This is a genomic window from Rossellomorea sp. QJM3NY_18, from assembly GCF_056173145.1.
Genome location: NZ_CM149659.1, coordinates 3,319,289 through 3,334,590 on the forward strand (window position 1 = coordinate 3,319,289; position 15,302 = coordinate 3,334,590).

Sequence of the window (15,302 nt, forward strand, 5' to 3'; positions counted from 1 at the left end):
GATTTGATTTTATACGCAGTCAGCGTTAAATATTTTGCAAGAAAATCCCCGCTCTGCTATAACTTCTTTTCCAGAATGATCTTATGCAAGCCTTTCTCATCTGTACACGTATCGATGACATCAAAACCATTCTTTATATTGAGAATCAGCATACTACGCCATTTATTCATCGTTTTGGTTTGCACCACCGTATAACCACGTTCCTTCAAGGTTTGATGCTGCCGCTTCATCAACTCTGCCGCAATGCCCTGTTTTCGATATTCCGGATCTACACCGCCCAACCAGCTGTAAAAGGTGTCGGGGTCCAGTTCATAGCCTATTTTATATCCAATGACTCTGGAATCTTCCATCGCCATATCTATTAGTATTTCAGGCTTATGAGCCATTTTGTTAATCAAATCGTCCGAATTTCCAAATACGGATTGATGTAATGTCACAATTCCATTCACGATAGGGTCTTCGGGTAACGTGCTAAACTGTTGGTATTGAATACTCAAGGCGGTGCCTCCTCATCAAGATAATTGTTTAGGTGTAAAATAATATAACAGTTCATCCAACGATTGAATCTCGTCATCTGGCTTTATATCAGAATCATTTTCCGTTCCACTTGGATTAAACCATATACCCTTAAGACCAGCATCTTGTGGCCCACCCACATCCTTCTCCAGATCATCCCCGACGAATAATGCGTCTTCCGGCTGGACTTGAAGCTTATTTAGCGCCAATTGGAATATGCGTGGATCAGGCTTCTCCAATCCAACTTCTTCAGAAATCAAAATGACATCAAAACACTCATGTAATTTGGTATTCATGATTTTCGCATATCCATCACTCCTCCCTACCAATTATTTCAAATTATTCCCACTAACTCAAGATAATTCTAACTAGAAAAGGGCTCACCCTGGTTTGGATAAGCCCTTCTCTGTATTACACTCCTATAAAGATCCCTAAGCGATCCCCATCCAAATCGACTGCCTTCATGCTTTCTCTTTTTTCAAAAGCCATGCTCTTGATCAAGAGACTTCCCTGCAGTAGGTCTTCAAATTGCTCCACTACCTCTTTCATCGAATCATCCACATCCAACACAAGATCCACACGCTGTTCCACCGGTAGATTCAATTCTTTACGGTATTGCTGAACGGCACGAACAAGTTCCCGGGCCTTCCCTTCTTTCCGCAGATCTTCTGTGATGGTTGTATCCAGGAATACGCTGAACTGAGAGTTTGAAGCCATTTCCAGTCCTTGATGGGTCTTTTGATGAACGATCAGGTCATCCTTCTCAACAGAAACCTTCTCGCCGTTAGAAGACTCAAATTCAACAAACCCTTGTTCTACAACCTTCTTAGCTTCTTCGGATGATAAGGTTTGTAAATGCTTCTGCACAACCCCTACCAGCTTACCTAGTTTCGGGCCGGCAGTCGGGAAATTCAGTTTCAGTTCATACTGTACGGAATCCCCTGCATTGTCCTGCAATTGGACGTTCTTCACGTTGATTTCCTCTTTGATGATGTATTCATACTTCTGGAGTCGCTCTGTATCTTGTTCTGAACCAACCACCGTAAGCTCTGCTAGGGGCTGTTTCGTTTTGATGCTTGTCATATTCCGGGCAGAACGGGCAAGCTCGACGACTTGCAGCACATGATCCATTTCCATTTCAAGCGCGGAGTTGATCTCATCTCCGTCTGCTTTAGGAAAATCGGCCAGATGGACGCTTTCACCCGTCAAGTTCATATGGATATCTTCTGCGATGAACGGTGTGAATGGAGCAAGCAACCGGCTTATACTGACCAATACTCGATGTAACGTGTGGTACGCTGCCAGTTTATCTTCATTCAATCCTTCACTCCAGAAGCGTTCACGTGACCTGCGGATATACCAGTTACTCACCTGATCAACCAAGATGGATAATTCCCTGGCACCTGCAGTAAAGTCATATCCATCTAAATGCTCCGTTACATTTTTGGTCACTGAATTCAGTCGTGATATCATCCACTGATCAAGCAGGGAAGGAGTTCCGGCTTCGTGTTTTTCAGGATCGAACCCATCGATCACGGCATACAGGGTGTAAAAGGAATGAACGTTATTCAGCGTGTCGATCAGCTTTGATTTTGCCTGACTGACGACGTTTTCCGAGAAGCGTTTATTGTTCCACGGAGCACTGTCTGCGAGCAATGCCCATCTGAGAGCATCGGCACCAAACTTCTCCACGAGTTCCATTGGATTCATGACATTCCCTTTACTCTTGGACATTTTCCGTCCGTCTTCATCGAGGATGTGCCCAAGTGATAAAACACGCTTATAAGGCGCTTTCCCTGTGAAGAGAGACGAAACCGTCAACAGACTGTAGAACCATCCCCTCGTCTGGTCCACTCCTTCTGCGATTACATCCGCAGGGAACTGTTGTTGGAATAACTCTTCATTCTCGAATGGATAATGATATTGGGCAAATGGCATCGAACCACTGTCGAACCAGACATCGATGACTTCTTTCGTCCTCTTCATCTCATGAGAGCAGGAAGGACATTCCACGGTCACTTCGTCGACATACGGTTTATGAAGCTCAAGACCCTCACTCCAGCCGCTTTTCGCATGTTCTTTTAGCTCCTGAACGCTTCCCGGGACAAATTGATGGTCACATCCCCCACAAACCCAGACGTTCAGCGGTGTTCCCCAGTAACGGTTCCTTCCAAGGTTCCAATCGACCATATTTTCGAGGAATTTCCCGAAGCGGCCCTCCTTCATATGATCCGGGTACCACTCGACGGATTGGTTGTTCTTGATGATCGTGTCTTTCACAGCCGTTGTTTTGATGAACCAGCCTTCCATTGCGTAGTAGATGAGCGGTGAGTCACAGCGCCAGCAGTGCGGATAGCTGTGTTCATACTTTTCTTTGGAAAAAAGAAGGTTGCTGTCTGCCAGCATCTTGATGATCTTCACATCGCTGTCCTTTGTGAATTCCCCTTGGAGAGGCTTGAAATCACTGGTGTAACAGCCCTTCTCATCCACGATATTCACGAAATCTAATCCGCTTTCTTTGATGGCATTGTAATCATCTTCCCCGTGAGCCGGCGCCAGATGAACGATCCCGGTCCCGCTGTCGTCGGTCACAAACCCTGCCGAGATCACTTCATGCCCGCGGTTAAGCGTGAGATTATCGAATGGCGGTTGATAGGAAACGCCAACAAATTCGCGTCCTTTATGCTCACTTACCAAAACGAAGTCGTCTCCGAGCACCTCATTCGCAAGGTTTTTCGCCAGGATATATGTCTCTTCTCCGCGCCTCGCTTTCACATAATCCACGTCTTCATGGACGGCAAGAGCCACATTTGACGGAAGCGTCCAAGGTGTCGTCGTCCATCCAAGAAAGTACTCATTTTCTTTTCCTTCTATCTTGAATTTAGCTGTCGCAGAAAGATCTTTTACATCCTTATATCCTTGAGCCACCTCGTGGGAACTGAGGGACGTTTGACAGCTCGGGCAGTACGGAACGACCCGATGCCCCTGATAGAGCAAACCTTTCTCATGGATCTTCGAAAGGATGTGCCAGACACTTTCGATATAATCATTTTGAAGGGTCACATAAGGATCGTCCATATCCACCCAGTATCCGATTGCCTCAGTGAATGTACGCCACTGTCTCTCATAATCGAACACACTCTTTTTACATTCTTCAATGAATTTCTCTACACCGTAATCCTCGATTTCCTGTTTTCCGGAGACGCCAATTTTCTTTTCGACACCGAGTTCCACAGGCAGGCCGTGAGTATCCCAACCTGCCTTACGTTTCACTTGATACCCCCGCATTGTCTGATACCTTGCGACGAAATCTTTGATCACACGTCCGAGGACATGCCCGGCATGAGGCAGGCCATTGGCCGTCGGGGGACCTTCGTAGAAGACGAATGTCTTTTCCCCTTCCCGGTTTGCCACTGATTTTTCAAAAATATGATTCGAATTCCAGAAATCCTGGATCCGCTGCTCCCTTTCGACCGACTTTTCGTTTACATTTACCTTCTCCATGTCATCACACCTTCATTTTTTATAAATAAAAAAACCCGCCCCTAACCTAAGTTAGGGACGAGTTTGTAACCCGCGATACCACCCTGATTCTGTCCATAAACTCGATTTCAAGTTTACGTGACAGCGCTCATTCAACGTACAATCATACGCGTTCCTTGTAACGGCGGAAACCCGTCAAAGCTTAAAGTACCTTCAGCTTTGCTTCTCGGAGAGGATATTCAATATGATCTGAACGTTGACTTCCACCAAATCGTCAACTCTCTGTAAGAACAGACTCCATACCTACTCGTTCTCGTCATGGAATGTAAGTGTTATATTATAAATAATCTATACGAAACAGGATAAATTTGTCAATACTTTCTTTCATTTTTGACGAAAAATGATCCATTTATTCACTATTCTTTACTAACGAATGGAGTTATGTATATAATAAAAGTAGTTAAGTACACTAAAAAAGGAGTCCTGACGGCAATCAGGACTCCTCCACAACATAAACTGCATGGAAAAGTGCAGCGGCTCACTTCAGAGTCAATCGAAACAGAAGTAATCATCAATGATCCTCATGAGCGGTGGGGACGATGGTTACTTCTTTTTTTGTGTAACCGCGACAATTGCTACAATCAATGTTCCAAAGGCAATCATAATTTGCAATACATCTCCTACAGCAATCATTAGCGTATCACCTCCCTTCACTCGGGAGTGTGAGCCGCTACCCCATCTTCCGTATTATGTTGTGTCCTTCCATTATATCACAGGCAAACATGCGTTTCCCCCTTCCGAATGGACCGGTCTAAAAATTTGGCAGGGGTAGATTCCATACATTCTTAGAAGAATAATTTCAGATAAATTTCAACGTACGCCTGAGGTTTCATGATGAAAACCAACCTGAATAGTCTCTCAATAATAACAATGAAACATTAATAGTTCCAAGGTAATGGTAAAATATACACTGTTCACTGAGAATGGATCGATCTTCTTCAAGGAGAGAAAATGAAATATAATCTCGGCGATATTGTAGAGTATGAAGATAAGTTGTATACCGTATTTTGGATCTATGATTCCGAATATGTGGAATTGAGTTCGGATGAAAAGAAATGTGTATTAGCGAAGGCGGAAGAAATTCGGTTGGTTAAAGCGAAGTGAACATGATCCTGTTTGGATAAGATTTAAAGGTCATTATTTACAGAGTTCATCCATCTCAGCGGAACATCTTTAGCGTTGCCTGTCCGCCAAATAAATTTGTGTGGACAGGCTTTTTATTTGTTTAGAAGATTACGTTTAACACAAACATTGACATATCGAGAAAAACCGATTAGTATATACGCCATGAATACAATCGATTTATTCAAAGCATTATCCAATGAAACACGTTTGAATATTTTGCAGTGGCTGAAAGAACCGCATAAACATTTTGATAAGCCGACCGCTCACTTATCAAAAAATATGCACGAAAAAGGTGGTGTCTGTGTCGGGGACATTCAAGAGAAGGCGAATCTATCGCAATCGACGATTTCACAGTATTTATCGATGATGCAAAAAGCAAACCTTCTTGAATCGGAGCGGCATGGAAAATGGACGTACTATCGAAGAAACGAAGAGACCATCTCGACATTAGCTGAATATATCGGAAAAGACCTGTAACAGGTTTTTTCTTCGTTTATCACATCTATATTTCTCGATATATAGATTTATTTTTCGCGCAATATATCGTCAATTCCCGATATCTAAAAATATAATATTAAAGGAGACACAGTCCATCATGAAAAAATTCCTCATTTACATCATTGCGCTGATCGCTGGGATGGCACTCAGTATCGAGGGTGCGATTTACGGTGAACTCGGTAAAAGTGTCGGCAAACTCGAAAGCAGCTTTTATAACTTCTTTACAGGCTCGATCATTTTAGGGCTCGCCCTTCTCTTTTTCGGAAAGGGCAAGCTATCGTATACGTTTAAAGCGCCAAAATGGAATCTCCTTGGAGGGATTCTCGGTGTCGTTTATTTAACGATCTTGGTTATCAGTATCCCTATCGTGGGAGTGGGTCTTTCAATGGTTTCTGTCATACTCGGACAAATGGCCGTGAGTATTCTCATTGAACACTTTGGGTGGCTTGGAAGCCGGAAGAATCCGGTTAACGCTTATCAACTATTAGCCGTTGGATTTATGTCCATCGCGTTACTATTAATCTTTTAAGGAGGAAACACCATGAGTTTATTTATCATTCTATTCACTCTGCTTGCAGGGATCATGTTAAGTGCACAATCCTCCATCAACGGGACCTTCAGTAAAAAAGCCGGGACTTTGGAAAGTGCGTTCCTTACGTTTGCAAGCGGAACCCTTTTTCTTATCATTATCGTCTTATTTTTTGGAAGAGGCGATGTCCTTGCTCTCCTTGATGCGCCTAAATGGCAATTGAGTGCCGTACTCTTCGGGGTCGGTTATTTGTTCTTGACTGTCCTTACCGTACCGATCATTGGTGTGACGGCAGCCAATATCTCAACCGTGATCGGACAGCTCATTGCCGGTATGGTCATCGATCACTTCGGGTGGTTCGGCGGTATAGAGATTTCAATGGACCCGAAACGATGGCTCGCATTGGTGAGCATGGTACTGGCCCTTTATTTTGTTTATAAGGGGAATACGACAGAGAGAAATATTCACTAACCATGAATCAGGTCTGACCCCTAAGAGTGAGGGCCAGACCTGATTTAGTTACAAGATACACTCCAATGAAAAGATAGAAAGGTCTTCTCTACGATTGGAGTTTTATCAATTTTGATACAAGACTGCTCGGCATGATAAAAAGAGTATTCATTAAATAGTATACAGATTAAAATCATACTTAAAGCTACTGCAGTCACAGATGTTTTTTTCACCTTATAATCACCTCTATTACTGATCCTTTGGTCTTCCGCACTTCACCAAGACATGCCATAAAAGCTTTAATTCCTGCAGCACGTCTTCATAAGTACCCCGATCACTCCAGGAATCTGGATCTCGTTTCAAATTCATGACGGCTAACCCGATTGTGTGGGCATCAATCCTGTCTTTATAAGCGATCCGCTTTGCCAGTGATGGCATGGATGGTCCTCTAAAGTCAGCAGGAACCTCGTCCACTTGAAGGATAAAGCCCATATGCCATTTAAGATTGATGGAATACCTGGAGCACATTTGCTCAAGGGTTTCACCAACATTTGTGTCCTTAAAAGATGGATCGGCAACCAGCACTTCCACATCTTCTTTCAGAGAAATCGGCCCGTGAATCTGTGATTCTATATAATGATTCAAATTTCGATTCGCCACGCTTTCTTTCCTGCCATTTTCAAGATGATTCAGTAGATGATGAATGAGCTTTGCATGAGTCAAATCCTTCTCTCCAAGTGCAAAATCTCTTAAGAATATTTCTTCCAAAAGCGCGGCGAGGATCATATCAAATGCTTGATACGTCCCCTTTTCGAATGGGTTTTGATGGGAGTCCAAATATGTATAAGTAGAGCGGGATGATACGTTAGGGCTCAGCAAAAAATAGCATGAGCCGAACCGGGGGGAAGGTCCATCTGGATGTAACATGAGATTCAATGCCCCGTACTTTGGCCGTTCACTCATCAATGTACCGTCCGATTGATAAGCTCCTCCAAACATACTCTCTTCCCACCTATCCCGGTCACCACCTAAATGGGGGGACACCTTCCCATTCGATATGAATGTTTCGAACTGGCTCTTGTATTCCCCTAGTTCGAGCAGGGACTGGGCAACGGTCTTCATCGTGGGAGTCGGTCGATCCGGATGGAAGTGCAGACCGATCTGTGCGTAAGTTTTCATATGATGAACTGCCCGTGCAAACACTTCATCTGAAATATTGGACATGTTCAGGACATGATGGATGGTAGCCTTTGCATCCGATTTATGCTTAAGTGCATAGGCCGTAAAATAATCAATTGCCTGACGCTGTGACGAGGTTAATCCCATAAAGATCCGACGCTCCTAACCGTATGACTTCAACCATTATTTCTCCCAAAGCTCGATCAGCCTGCCTTCAGGATCTTTAATCCAGATAAACTGACCAAATTCACTCACTTCTTTTTCCTTTGCAAGGGGTACATCCATTCGTTCAAGATGTTCCATCGTTTCGTTAAGATTATGTACTTGAAAATTCAACATGACCTGCTGATCTGTCGGGAAATAGGGGTCATCTTCTTTAAAGAAAGAAAAGATCGTTTCATTTTCCGGATCAGGTTTAATCATGGTTCCGCTCCAATCTCCCATTTCAATCTTCAACACATCACCGTACCATTTCTTTAGAGCATCCAGGTTTTTCGTTCTCCAGAAGATTCCTCCGAATCCTTTTATCATCTAACATCGCTCCCTTTTGTTTTACTACATTATTATATAAATCAATGTTCACTAGATCTCTTTCTCCTCGGTTCTTCTATTTCTCTTATAACCTTCCATTTTCCATTCACTATTCTCCAATTTTCAATTGTAAATAACTGTGCTAATACTTACTTTTCTTTCACTTATATCTGTTCCGTTCCTTAGAAGACTTGCCGCAATTCCACCTGTCCTTCCCCATATCCTTGAGGATCCGGCATCCGCATGGCCCATTCGATGGCTTCTTCCCTTGACTTCACATCGATCAGAAAGAACCCCGCCACTAACCCGCCGACTTCAAATGGACCCTCGGTTACAACCGGTTCACCACCTGGTTTCGGGTACGATACGCGAATACCGTCAGAGCTCGGATGGAGTCCTTTCGCCATCACCCGCACGCCTGCTTCCACTAAATCCTCATTGTACTTTGTCATGGCTTCCAGGAGCTCGGGGCTCGTTGGATTTCCGGCTTCCGAGTTTCTTGAGGCTTTGACGATCATCATAAACAGCATAGAAACATCCTTCTTCCCGCACTTCTCGTTATCTTCACTTCAGAATACACGGTTTTCCACTCTCATCAAATGCTCTCTTTAAATCAAACGCAAAAGGAGTAGCTTGATGTTCAAGATAATATTGGTATCTCGTAAAAGCTTCCTCCCATGAGACATCCTTGACCATCTCTGTCCACCAGACTACATACGAAGAATGCTTCCCATCATCAGGCTCCATCCATTTGTTCCTGTTCCGCAGTGCCTGACTGTGCTTCCCGGCATATGTAAAGCGATATAAGGATTGCAGGCTTTTCCATACCGTTAATGTCAGGACGGGGTAGCCGCCTCCATCTCCTTCTTCAGGTAAAGAGACACCCTCTGATGAAAACTCTTCTATAAGATATCCTGATAAATATGCCTGGCGCATCACTTTATATCCCATTTCGTAAAACTCACGTGATGCCGGGTGGTCATAAGGGTGATGTAACCTGCCAACAGTATAAATTGAAACGATTGCCATACACATTCCTCCCATTATAGTCTTTTTATAGAAACAGGACCGGATCTAAGTCAAATATCATACTAAATGTATTCCATCCCCCCTCCAATTCTTCCTTCTAAATTGTGCAAAATGCTATTTGAACATTAACTCATTCATTCTAACGAAAAAAAAGACACAAAAGTTCGATTGGCTACTAAAAAGTCATACCAGGCCCTTTTGCATCTATTTCTATTACAGCACTTTCGTAAATACTCCTTCACACCTCCCTTATTCCCTCTACGGTTCTGCTTACAATTTAAATCAGTAATAAGTATCACTTACTACTGCGGTGAATTAAACACTCAGTTCTCCCATAATCCACCCTTCCACAAACTCTTCTAGAGACACTGCTACTACCCTTCGACTTCCGTTTTCGTGGTTCCATATGTGGATATCCTCAGATTGTATTGTCTCGTTTTCTATGAGATATCCAAATAAATCACCATTGCCAGCGTCGGTGAAAAATAGCATTGAATTCACATCACTATGTTGATGGGCCTTCCTACAAAATACGTTTTCCCTGATCATCTGTTCTGTTGACCAAATAAATGATATTCCATAGTCTCCATAGACCCCGTTTGTCTCATTGTATATTTGGGTGAGTCTCCACGGCAGTTCAACCTTTAATGTGTCTTTCATTGCTGATATTTCAGATTCACTTGCGGGTGGTTTGAACTGACTTTCTTTCGATATACTGCTGATAAAAGCTCTCCATTTCATTGTTCTTAACCACCTGAATTTTTTTATTGAAAAGACTCTGCCATTTGAATCAACTGTGTTTTACTCACTTCTTTTGGGGTTAGTTTAGGGTAATAAATCACTTCATAATACCTGTCATCTTTCCAGGTAAGAACTCTTCTATCCGAGTCATTCGGGATGAAATCTCCGTAAATATCATTTCCGATTTTCACCCTTTCGATCTTATCTGCTTCATACTCTGGTTTGGATGAAGTAACTCGGATATCCATCATATTTTTGTCAGCGTTTAATAACGACATTTCCGCTTCCCCTTGAACCTCTCCAACTGAAAAATCCGTGACCTTCATTTCAGCAAATGGAACCTGTGTCGGCGTCTTGAACTCAAATGACATTTGGCTTGTCTTTGGAGTGAAATGTAGATCGTACATCCTGCCACGGAGCTCCGACCAGACAAATAATATTGACAGAATTGAAGCAACTAATATTACAGAGAATATTAGTTTCCGTTTAGTTCCTCTCAATAATCCTATTCTATTAATCATTAACCCACCTTATATGTTTATATTTTTGAAGAGGTATTAACCTTTATGGAATCAGTCTCCAATTCCCCTCCGAAACAACTTCCACTTCACCATCGATCACCGTGATGGCAGTCTGATCATCAATCGCATATGCCGGCCCCTTCATGCTGGCGGCCCATTTCTCTGCATCAGCCATCGTATTTTCCGGCAGCATCTCATGATCCAGGTGAGGGAAGATTGAAAAATCAACCATTCCGAGCGCTGCATCCCCGCCGTTCGGAGATTTCCAGCCAACGAAATCTTCCCCAATGTTAGGCGCCATCACCATGCTCCCTGCGCTCATTCCCACATAAACTGCGTTCAGCGACGGCAAGAGATCTATAAGTCCTGATTGTTGCATCCAATGAGCTAAGTAGAGAGCGTCTCCGCCCGATACAAGAAAGACGTCTGTTTCTTTTACAAGCGGTACCCATCGGTCTCTGTTGATGCTTGGCAGCGCTGTGAGTTCCAGCACGCCGACAGACTTCCATCCGAGGTCCACCATGGGATTCTCTGAATTCCCGCTGATGAACTCCCATGTCCTGACGCCGGGACCGACCCATGGGTGTCCGTACATGGCGGTGGGTATGCACAGGGCAGTGCAATCGGCGATTGGTTTGTCGAGCATGGCAACCAGGGCTTCGTGTATGCTATTGTTATTGACGCCTGCCGATGTGAGCAGTAATTTCATGATTTCATCTCCTTTGTGTGTTCAAACACTCTGAATCCTTTTGTTTTTACACACTCAATCCAGAGCAACTTGTTACATAAGGAATTCAACAAAAATAGCCGTTTATCCTTTTTGGATGAACGACCATGTTTATTTACAATCAAGTGTTGCTCAGTTACTTACCAGCTAAGTTGAACATAAACCGAAGATTATACACCTTTTCGATAATGTTTAGACAAAAATTCATCCAAGATCACTTTATGGCTTTTCACCATATTGGTTGGCAGTTCATCTGGATAAAAAAACTCACATGTAATCGATTCAGACTGGTCTATGTTCAATTCCCCTTCATACCCCTCCGAATAATAGGCCACCGTCACGACATAAAACTCATCACCATTTTCGGCCTTAACATAATGTTCCGGCCCTGAATAAACATTGATTAAATGTAGTTCATTTACTCTCAATCCCGTTTCCTCATATACTTCTCTTCTCGCAACCTCTTCAGTTGATTCTCCAAGTTCCATTAGTCCTCCCGCAATTCCCCAGACACCCTTCGGAAATGTCCGTTGTTGAAGCAGTATCCTTCCCAGTTCATCCACTATAACCGTAACGGCACCTACAAACAGTAATGGCCTGTGACCCACGATTTCCCTTAGTTCTTCTACGTATCCCATAAATCTTGACTCCTTTTCAGTCTAGTTCCAAAAGCACCAAGGGGACAGGTACAACTGGCCTTTTTAGAGCAAATGTACCTCACCCCGTGGCTCCCTTTATGCTTTGATCAACACTTTCCCCTCATATGCACGACTCTCGATCAAATCATGAGCCTGTTTGGCTTCACGTAAATCGAATACCCTGGCAATGGGAAGCGTTACTTTGCCTGTTGCAAATAGCTCAATCACTCTTTCAGCAGCAGGAGCCAACATGTCCGGTCGATGTTTCCTCGTCGTTCCAAGACTGAATCCTTTTACATTTCGGCAGGAGGAATGAACATCGCTCGTTTTGAAGTGTCCGGCACTGCCGCTGCTGTTGCCGAATTGAACGAGGGTTCCGTATAGACCGAGGCAGTCGAGGCTCGCCGTCGTGACTTCTCCTGCCATGGAATCGAAAACGACATCTGCCCCTTTGCCGTTCGTCAGCTGAAGCACTTCTTCTGAAAACGTGTCATATGTAGAAACATGATCTGCACCCAACCTCTTTACATAGTCCTCTTTGCTTAAGGTGCCAATCGTTGCAACGACCGTCTCAACCCCGGCAAGCTTCGCTAATTGAATAAGCATAGAACCGACACCACCAGCCCCGCTATGAACAACGATCGCATCGTTTTTCTTTACCTGGCCTATTTCGTGTAGGAGGATATGGGACAGGATCGACACAGTAGGCATTGCAGCCGCCTGTTCAGAAGAAAGACTCTCAGGAATCTTGAACGTCAATTGTTTATGGGCCTTCAGAACCGCCTATAGGAAAAGCGATGACGCGGTCCCCGGCTGCAAAACCGGAAGATTCCCCTGCTTTCACAACGGTCCCCGCTGCATCGAGCCCAAGAGTGAGGGGGAAACTCCCCTTTCCTTTGCTGCCTTTCCGGGATTTGATATCTGCATAGTTCACACTGGTAAACGCCGTTTTGATCAACACTTCTTCTTTTCTTATTTTTGGAGTCTCTACATCTGCTAGTTGAAGCACACCGGAATCTCCAAATTCGGTTTGAATCACTGCTTTCATCACAACACCCCTTTTCCAACATCTCCTTTTCATTCTACTGTAACAGAGTAAGATTGAGATAATAGAAAAACTGAAAGAACATCCATAATCTGCGCTTATATTGACAAGATGTTCTTCTCTATGTTAATTTGTATGTGCAAATGAAAGGGTGTTGATCTAATGAACGAAGAACAAGACGACGTTCTGATTCACTGCTTATACTTCACGGCAAGCCGTTTTTCCAGAAGCATCACCAAGCTTGCAGAAAAACACCTGGATGCCGGCGGACTTGCTCCATCGTATTTTTATATGATCATGGTCATCCACTATAAGCCGGGGATCACACAGAAGGAACTGTGCCAGAAGCTGGCCATTGCCCCTTCCACCAGTACACGGTTCATCGATAAATTGGAAAAGAGAAACATCGTCCTGCGCAAAATGTCGGGCAAGCAAACGTTCATCTCTTTAACCGATGAAGGGGAAGAATTGTATCGGGAGTTCCGAGTATCGATCAAAGAGCTGTTCGATGACTATTCCCAAACACTTGGGAAGGATTTCAGCCTGGATTTGAGCCGGATGCTGCATGAGGCAAGTTTGAAGCTTGAAAAAGAGTGATCATGTCTAGGCGCTCTTTTTTTGACCATTCATTTGCATATACAAATATAAATAATTGGAGGAATTCATGATGAATAAAACGATTGTGATTATTGGAGCCGGTAAAGGAATCAGCTTCGAGACAGCTTTACAGCTTTATTCGATATGCAGATTAAAGGGGCCCTTGAGGTTGTGTACGAAGAAGCATGACAGATAAAAGCCATCACCGTAGGAGGTGATGGCTCTTTCATTTGTAAACATTGGCGAAGAATTGCGAAACTGCAAGCTCAGCTGATAATAGCGCGCCTTCAAGATGACCCCCGTTTGCTGCTGCGGTTTCGGTCCCGGCAAATAGGATCTTCTGTTCCCATATGCCTGCATTCCCCGGTGGACCATATTCAGGAAAACTTGTCAGCGGTTCAGCATCTTCTAATACCGCAGTATGTGGGTCATCTGACCAATCCTTGTACAGAAGTGAGATGGGCGAACCCGCCTGCTCACCGAATAAGCGTGTCAGCTGTTCCAGGACAAGACTCAATACTTTATCCTCCCCAAGCTCTTTGCGCACAGCTGCCGGCATTCCGAAGAATCCAAAAAGTGCACCTAACCCTTTTTCTGGTGAGGCGTCATGTATTTCCTGAAGCGGACCCGCCCAGCTCGTCACCTGACCGGAAAGTCCCTCTTCCCGCCAGAATGAAGTTTCATAAACGGCCACTGCCTTCGCTTGTCCCGCCATCCAAGTTGGTGTTTCAATCAGACTTTGCATGAGTTCTTCAGGAAGAGAAGGTGAGAAGGCAAGACGTCGTGCCACAAGCCTTGGTGGCATTGCAAGAATCACAGCTTCCGCCTTCCATTCCTTCTTCCCGCCTTGTTCATCAGCTTCGACCGTGATTTCTCCTTCGTTATCCATATGGATTGCCTTTACGGTTGTATTCAAATGAACAGTACCGGGCGGAAGAGTATCATAGACGGCATCAATGATTGCCTCCATGCCTCCATGCAGCCTGAAAGATCTTTGCACAGCCCCTTCCGGTAATACATGACGTTGCGGTCTGGCGTTTTCTGACTGCTCATAGAGAAGCGCTCCTTCCGTATGCTGCAGGAACGTCTGTAAACCGAGCTCCTTTACAAGACGTGTAATGAGCGGCTCATAATCCGGCCAGAACCACGTCGGTCCAAGGTCGATTTTCGCAAGGTCCGTCCCTCCGATGGTCTCACTTATGACTCTTCCTCCGATTCTTTCCCTGGCTTCAAGGACCACACACTCAATGCCTTTCGCGTGGAGAAGGGAAGCGGCCCTGAGACCGCTCAGGCCTGCCCCGATAATAATCACAGGTTTCTTCATGCCGTGACCTCCTATCTCTTTTTATACTAAAGAGTATTGTAGCAGAAGGGACGGACCTTTTCATTCAGGGGAGCTTGAGCAAAAAAAAGAGCTTGCAGAAACATTTACTGTCTCTGCAAGCTTTTCCTTTACCTACTCTTCATATTGTTCGTTTTCATACGTCCCGTACTGACCATTTTCCGTATCGATGACACCGCTCGTATACGAATCCATGATCTGCTGGCTTACCTGTTGGTTCGCATTTTCATCATACGTGAACTGCTCTTTCGGATCTCTCTTCTTCATGGTGATTCCCCCTTAAAAAAATAA

21 protein-coding genes, 1 pseudogene and 1 other annotated feature are annotated in these 15,302 nt (G+C 44.2%); of the genes and pseudogenes, 6 read left to right on the forward strand and 16 right to left on the reverse strand.

Features of this window, described 5'->3' with window-relative positions; genetic code table 11:
• Window positions 1-56: 56 nt before the first annotated feature.
• From AC0VXY_RS17180 to AC0VXY_RS17195, 4 genes and pseudogenes are all read right to left on the reverse strand, one after another.
• Complete coding sequence (locus tag AC0VXY_RS17180) at window positions 57-497, reverse strand: GNAT family N-acetyltransferase (protein ID WP_435989674.1); 441 nt, start codon at window positions 495-497, stop codon at window positions 57-59.
• A gap of 15 nt (window positions 498-512) precedes the next feature.
• A pseudogene (locus AC0VXY_RS17185) lies at window positions 513-821 on the reverse strand (HAD family hydrolase); the annotation flags it as partial.
• 106 nt (window positions 822-927) lie between these two features.
• The gene (gene ileS / locus AC0VXY_RS17190; RefSeq protein ID WP_475525999.1) at window positions 928-4,020 is read right to left on the reverse strand and encodes an isoleucine--tRNA ligase; all 3,093 of its coding nucleotides are present in this window, start codon (window positions 4,018-4,020) and stop codon (window positions 928-930) included.
• Window positions 4,021-4,070: 50 nt separating this feature from the next.
• Window positions 4,071-4,328: a binding site (T-box leader), on the reverse strand.
• 274 nt (window positions 4,329-4,602) lie between these two features.
• Window positions 4,603-4,713, reverse strand: a complete 111-nt coding sequence (locus AC0VXY_RS17195) for a putative holin-like toxin (protein ID WP_475526000.1) — start codon at window positions 4,711-4,713, stop codon at window positions 4,603-4,605.
• Window positions 4,714-5,010: 297 nt separating this feature from the next.
• On the opposite strand from AC0VXY_RS17195, the gene AC0VXY_RS17200 reads away from it, so the two are divergent.
• From AC0VXY_RS17200 to AC0VXY_RS17215, 4 genes are all read left to right on the forward strand, one after another.
• Window positions 5,011-5,163 carry a hypothetical protein gene (locus AC0VXY_RS17200; protein WP_475526001.1) on the forward strand — a complete coding sequence of 51 codons (153 nt, stop codon included), beginning with the start codon at window positions 5,011-5,013 and terminating at the stop codon, window positions 5,161-5,163.
• Window positions 5,164-5,346: 183 nt separating this feature from the next.
• A complete protein-coding gene (locus AC0VXY_RS17205; protein WP_475527891.1) occupies window positions 5,347-5,661 on the forward strand; it encodes an ArsR/SmtB family transcription factor in 315 nt (104 codons plus the stop codon).
• A gap of 118 nt (window positions 5,662-5,779) precedes the next feature.
• Window positions 5,780-6,211 carry a DMT family transporter gene (locus AC0VXY_RS17210; protein ID WP_475526002.1) on the forward strand — a complete coding sequence of 144 codons (432 nt, stop codon included), beginning with the start codon at window positions 5,780-5,782 and terminating at the stop codon, window positions 6,209-6,211.
• 12 nt (window positions 6,212-6,223) lie between these two features.
• Window positions 6,224-6,682 (forward strand): DMT family transporter, encoded by a 459-nt coding sequence (locus tag AC0VXY_RS17215; RefSeq protein ID WP_475526003.1) that lies wholly within the window; start codon window positions 6,224-6,226, stop codon window positions 6,680-6,682.
• 228 nt (window positions 6,683-6,910) lie between these two features.
• Here the strand turns inward: AC0VXY_RS17215 and AC0VXY_RS17220 are convergent, their stop codons facing one another.
• From AC0VXY_RS17220 to AC0VXY_RS17265, 10 genes are all read right to left on the reverse strand, one after another.
• Window positions 6,911-7,987, reverse strand: a complete 1,077-nt coding sequence (locus AC0VXY_RS17220) for a DUF3626 domain-containing protein (RefSeq protein WP_475526004.1) — start codon at window positions 7,985-7,987, stop codon at window positions 6,911-6,913.
• 36 nt (window positions 7,988-8,023) lie between these two features.
• A complete protein-coding gene (locus AC0VXY_RS17225; RefSeq protein ID WP_475526005.1) occupies window positions 8,024-8,371 on the reverse strand; it encodes a VOC family protein in 348 nt (115 codons plus the stop codon).
• A gap of 182 nt (window positions 8,372-8,553) precedes the next feature.
• A complete protein-coding gene (locus tag AC0VXY_RS17230; protein ID WP_475526006.1) occupies window positions 8,554-8,901 on the reverse strand; it encodes a YciI family protein in 348 nt (115 codons plus the stop codon).
• A 34-nt stretch (window positions 8,902-8,935) separates the two neighbouring features.
• Window positions 8,936-9,400: a DUF3291 domain-containing protein gene (locus tag AC0VXY_RS17235; protein WP_475526007.1), complete on the reverse strand. Its 465-nt coding sequence runs from the start codon at window positions 9,398-9,400 to the stop codon at window positions 8,936-8,938.
• A 315-nt stretch (window positions 9,401-9,715) separates the two neighbouring features.
• Window positions 9,716-10,141 (reverse strand): SMI1/KNR4 family protein, encoded by a 426-nt coding sequence (locus tag AC0VXY_RS17240; RefSeq protein ID WP_475526008.1) that lies wholly within the window; start codon window positions 10,139-10,141, stop codon window positions 9,716-9,718.
• A 23-nt stretch (window positions 10,142-10,164) separates the two neighbouring features.
• On the reverse strand, window positions 10,165-10,662 hold the full coding sequence (locus tag AC0VXY_RS17245; RefSeq protein WP_475526009.1) for a hypothetical protein: 498 nt from the start codon (window positions 10,660-10,662) through the stop codon (window positions 10,165-10,167).
• A gap of 43 nt (window positions 10,663-10,705) precedes the next feature.
• Entirely contained in the window at window positions 10,706-11,371 is a 666-nt protein-coding gene (locus AC0VXY_RS17250; RefSeq protein ID WP_475526010.1) for a Type 1 glutamine amidotransferase-like domain-containing protein, read from the reverse strand.
• A 188-nt stretch (window positions 11,372-11,559) separates the two neighbouring features.
• Window positions 11,560-12,027 carry an NUDIX hydrolase gene (locus AC0VXY_RS17255; RefSeq protein WP_475526011.1) on the reverse strand — a complete coding sequence of 156 codons (468 nt, stop codon included), beginning with the start codon at window positions 12,025-12,027 and terminating at the stop codon, window positions 11,560-11,562.
• 96 nt (window positions 12,028-12,123) lie between these two features.
• Window positions 12,124-12,786, reverse strand: a complete 663-nt coding sequence (locus AC0VXY_RS17260) for a quinone oxidoreductase family protein (protein WP_475526012.1) — start codon at window positions 12,784-12,786, stop codon at window positions 12,124-12,126.
• Between the two features lie 4 nt (window positions 12,787-12,790).
• Window positions 12,791-13,075, reverse strand: a complete 285-nt coding sequence (locus AC0VXY_RS17265) for an alcohol dehydrogenase catalytic domain-containing protein (RefSeq protein ID WP_475526013.1) — start codon at window positions 13,073-13,075, stop codon at window positions 12,791-12,793.
• A gap of 159 nt (window positions 13,076-13,234) precedes the next feature.
• Between AC0VXY_RS17265 and AC0VXY_RS17270 the strand changes: the two genes are divergently transcribed.
• Both AC0VXY_RS17270 and AC0VXY_RS17275 read left to right on the forward strand, forming a co-directional pair.
• Window positions 13,235-13,669, forward strand: coding sequence for a MarR family winged helix-turn-helix transcriptional regulator (locus AC0VXY_RS17270; RefSeq protein ID WP_435989663.1), 435 nt, complete (start codon window positions 13,235-13,237; stop codon window positions 13,667-13,669).
• 67 nt (window positions 13,670-13,736) lie between these two features.
• Window positions 13,737-13,865, forward strand: coding sequence for a hypothetical protein (locus AC0VXY_RS17275; RefSeq protein WP_435989662.1), 129 nt, complete (start codon window positions 13,737-13,739; stop codon window positions 13,863-13,865).
• 30 nt (window positions 13,866-13,895) lie between these two features.
• Here AC0VXY_RS17275 and AC0VXY_RS17280 read toward each other — a convergent pair whose 3' ends face one another.
• Entirely contained in the window at window positions 13,896-14,993 is a 1,098-nt protein-coding gene (locus AC0VXY_RS17280; RefSeq protein WP_475526014.1) for a flavin monoamine oxidase family protein, read from the reverse strand.
• 132 nt (window positions 14,994-15,125) lie between these two features.
• Window positions 15,126-15,278 (reverse strand): hypothetical protein, encoded by a 153-nt coding sequence (locus AC0VXY_RS17285; RefSeq protein ID WP_167562120.1) that lies wholly within the window; start codon window positions 15,276-15,278, stop codon window positions 15,126-15,128.
• Window positions 15,279-15,302: the final 24 nt, after the last annotated feature.

Excerpts from the sequence above, each read along its gene's own strand:
- ileS (WP_475525999.1), bottom strand. The coding sequence starts at position 4,020 with ATGGAGAAGGTAAATGTAAACGAAAAGTCGGTCGAAAGGGAGCAGCGG.
- AC0VXY_RS17200 (WP_475526001.1), top strand. The coding sequence starts at position 5,011 with ATGAAATATAATCTCGGCGATATTGTAGAGTATGAAGATAAGTTGTAT.
- AC0VXY_RS17205 (WP_475527891.1), top strand. The coding sequence starts at position 5,347 with ATGAATACAATCGATTTATTCAAAGCATTATCCAATGAAACACGTTTG.
- AC0VXY_RS17210 (WP_475526002.1), top strand. The coding sequence starts at position 5,780 with ATGAAAAAATTCCTCATTTACATCATTGCGCTGATCGCTGGGATGGCA.
- AC0VXY_RS17215 (WP_475526003.1), top strand. The coding sequence starts at position 6,224 with ATGAGTTTATTTATCATTCTATTCACTCTGCTTGCAGGGATCATGTTA.
- AC0VXY_RS17220 (WP_475526004.1), bottom strand. The coding sequence starts at position 7,987 with ATGGGATTAACCTCGTCACAGCGTCAGGCAATTGATTATTTTACGGCC.
- AC0VXY_RS17225 (WP_475526005.1), bottom strand. The coding sequence starts at position 8,371 with ATGATAAAAGGATTCGGAGGAATCTTCTGGAGAACGAAAAACCTGGAT.
- AC0VXY_RS17230 (WP_475526006.1), bottom strand. The coding sequence starts at position 8,901 with ATGCTGTTTATGATGATCGTCAAAGCCTCAAGAAACTCGGAAGCCGGA.
- AC0VXY_RS17235 (WP_475526007.1), bottom strand. The coding sequence starts at position 9,400 with ATGGCAATCGTTTCAATTTATACTGTTGGCAGGTTACATCACCCTTAT.
- AC0VXY_RS17240 (WP_475526008.1), bottom strand. The coding sequence starts at position 10,141 with ATGAAATGGAGAGCTTTTATCAGCAGTATATCGAAAGAAAGTCAGTTC.
- AC0VXY_RS17245 (WP_475526009.1), bottom strand. The coding sequence starts at position 10,662 with ATGATTAATAGAATAGGATTATTGAGAGGAACTAAACGGAAACTAATA.
- AC0VXY_RS17250 (WP_475526010.1), bottom strand. The coding sequence starts at position 11,371 with ATGAAATTACTGCTCACATCGGCAGGCGTCAATAACAATAGCATACAC.
- AC0VXY_RS17255 (WP_475526011.1), bottom strand. The coding sequence starts at position 12,027 with ATGGGATACGTAGAAGAACTAAGGGAAATCGTGGGTCACAGGCCATTA.
- AC0VXY_RS17265 (WP_475526013.1), bottom strand. The coding sequence starts at position 13,075 with ATGAAAGCAGTGATTCAAACCGAATTTGGAGATTCCGGTGTGCTTCAA.
- AC0VXY_RS17270 (WP_435989663.1), top strand. The coding sequence starts at position 13,235 with ATGAACGAAGAACAAGACGACGTTCTGATTCACTGCTTATACTTCACG.
- AC0VXY_RS17275 (WP_435989662.1), top strand. The coding sequence starts at position 13,737 with ATGATGAATAAAACGATTGTGATTATTGGAGCCGGTAAAGGAATCAGC.
- AC0VXY_RS17280 (WP_475526014.1), bottom strand. The coding sequence starts at position 14,993 with ATGAAGAAACCTGTGATTATTATCGGGGCAGGCCTGAGCGGTCTCAGG.
- AC0VXY_RS17285 (WP_167562120.1), bottom strand. The coding sequence starts at position 15,278 with ATGAAGAAGAGAGATCCGAAAGAGCAGTTCACGTATGATGAAAATGCG.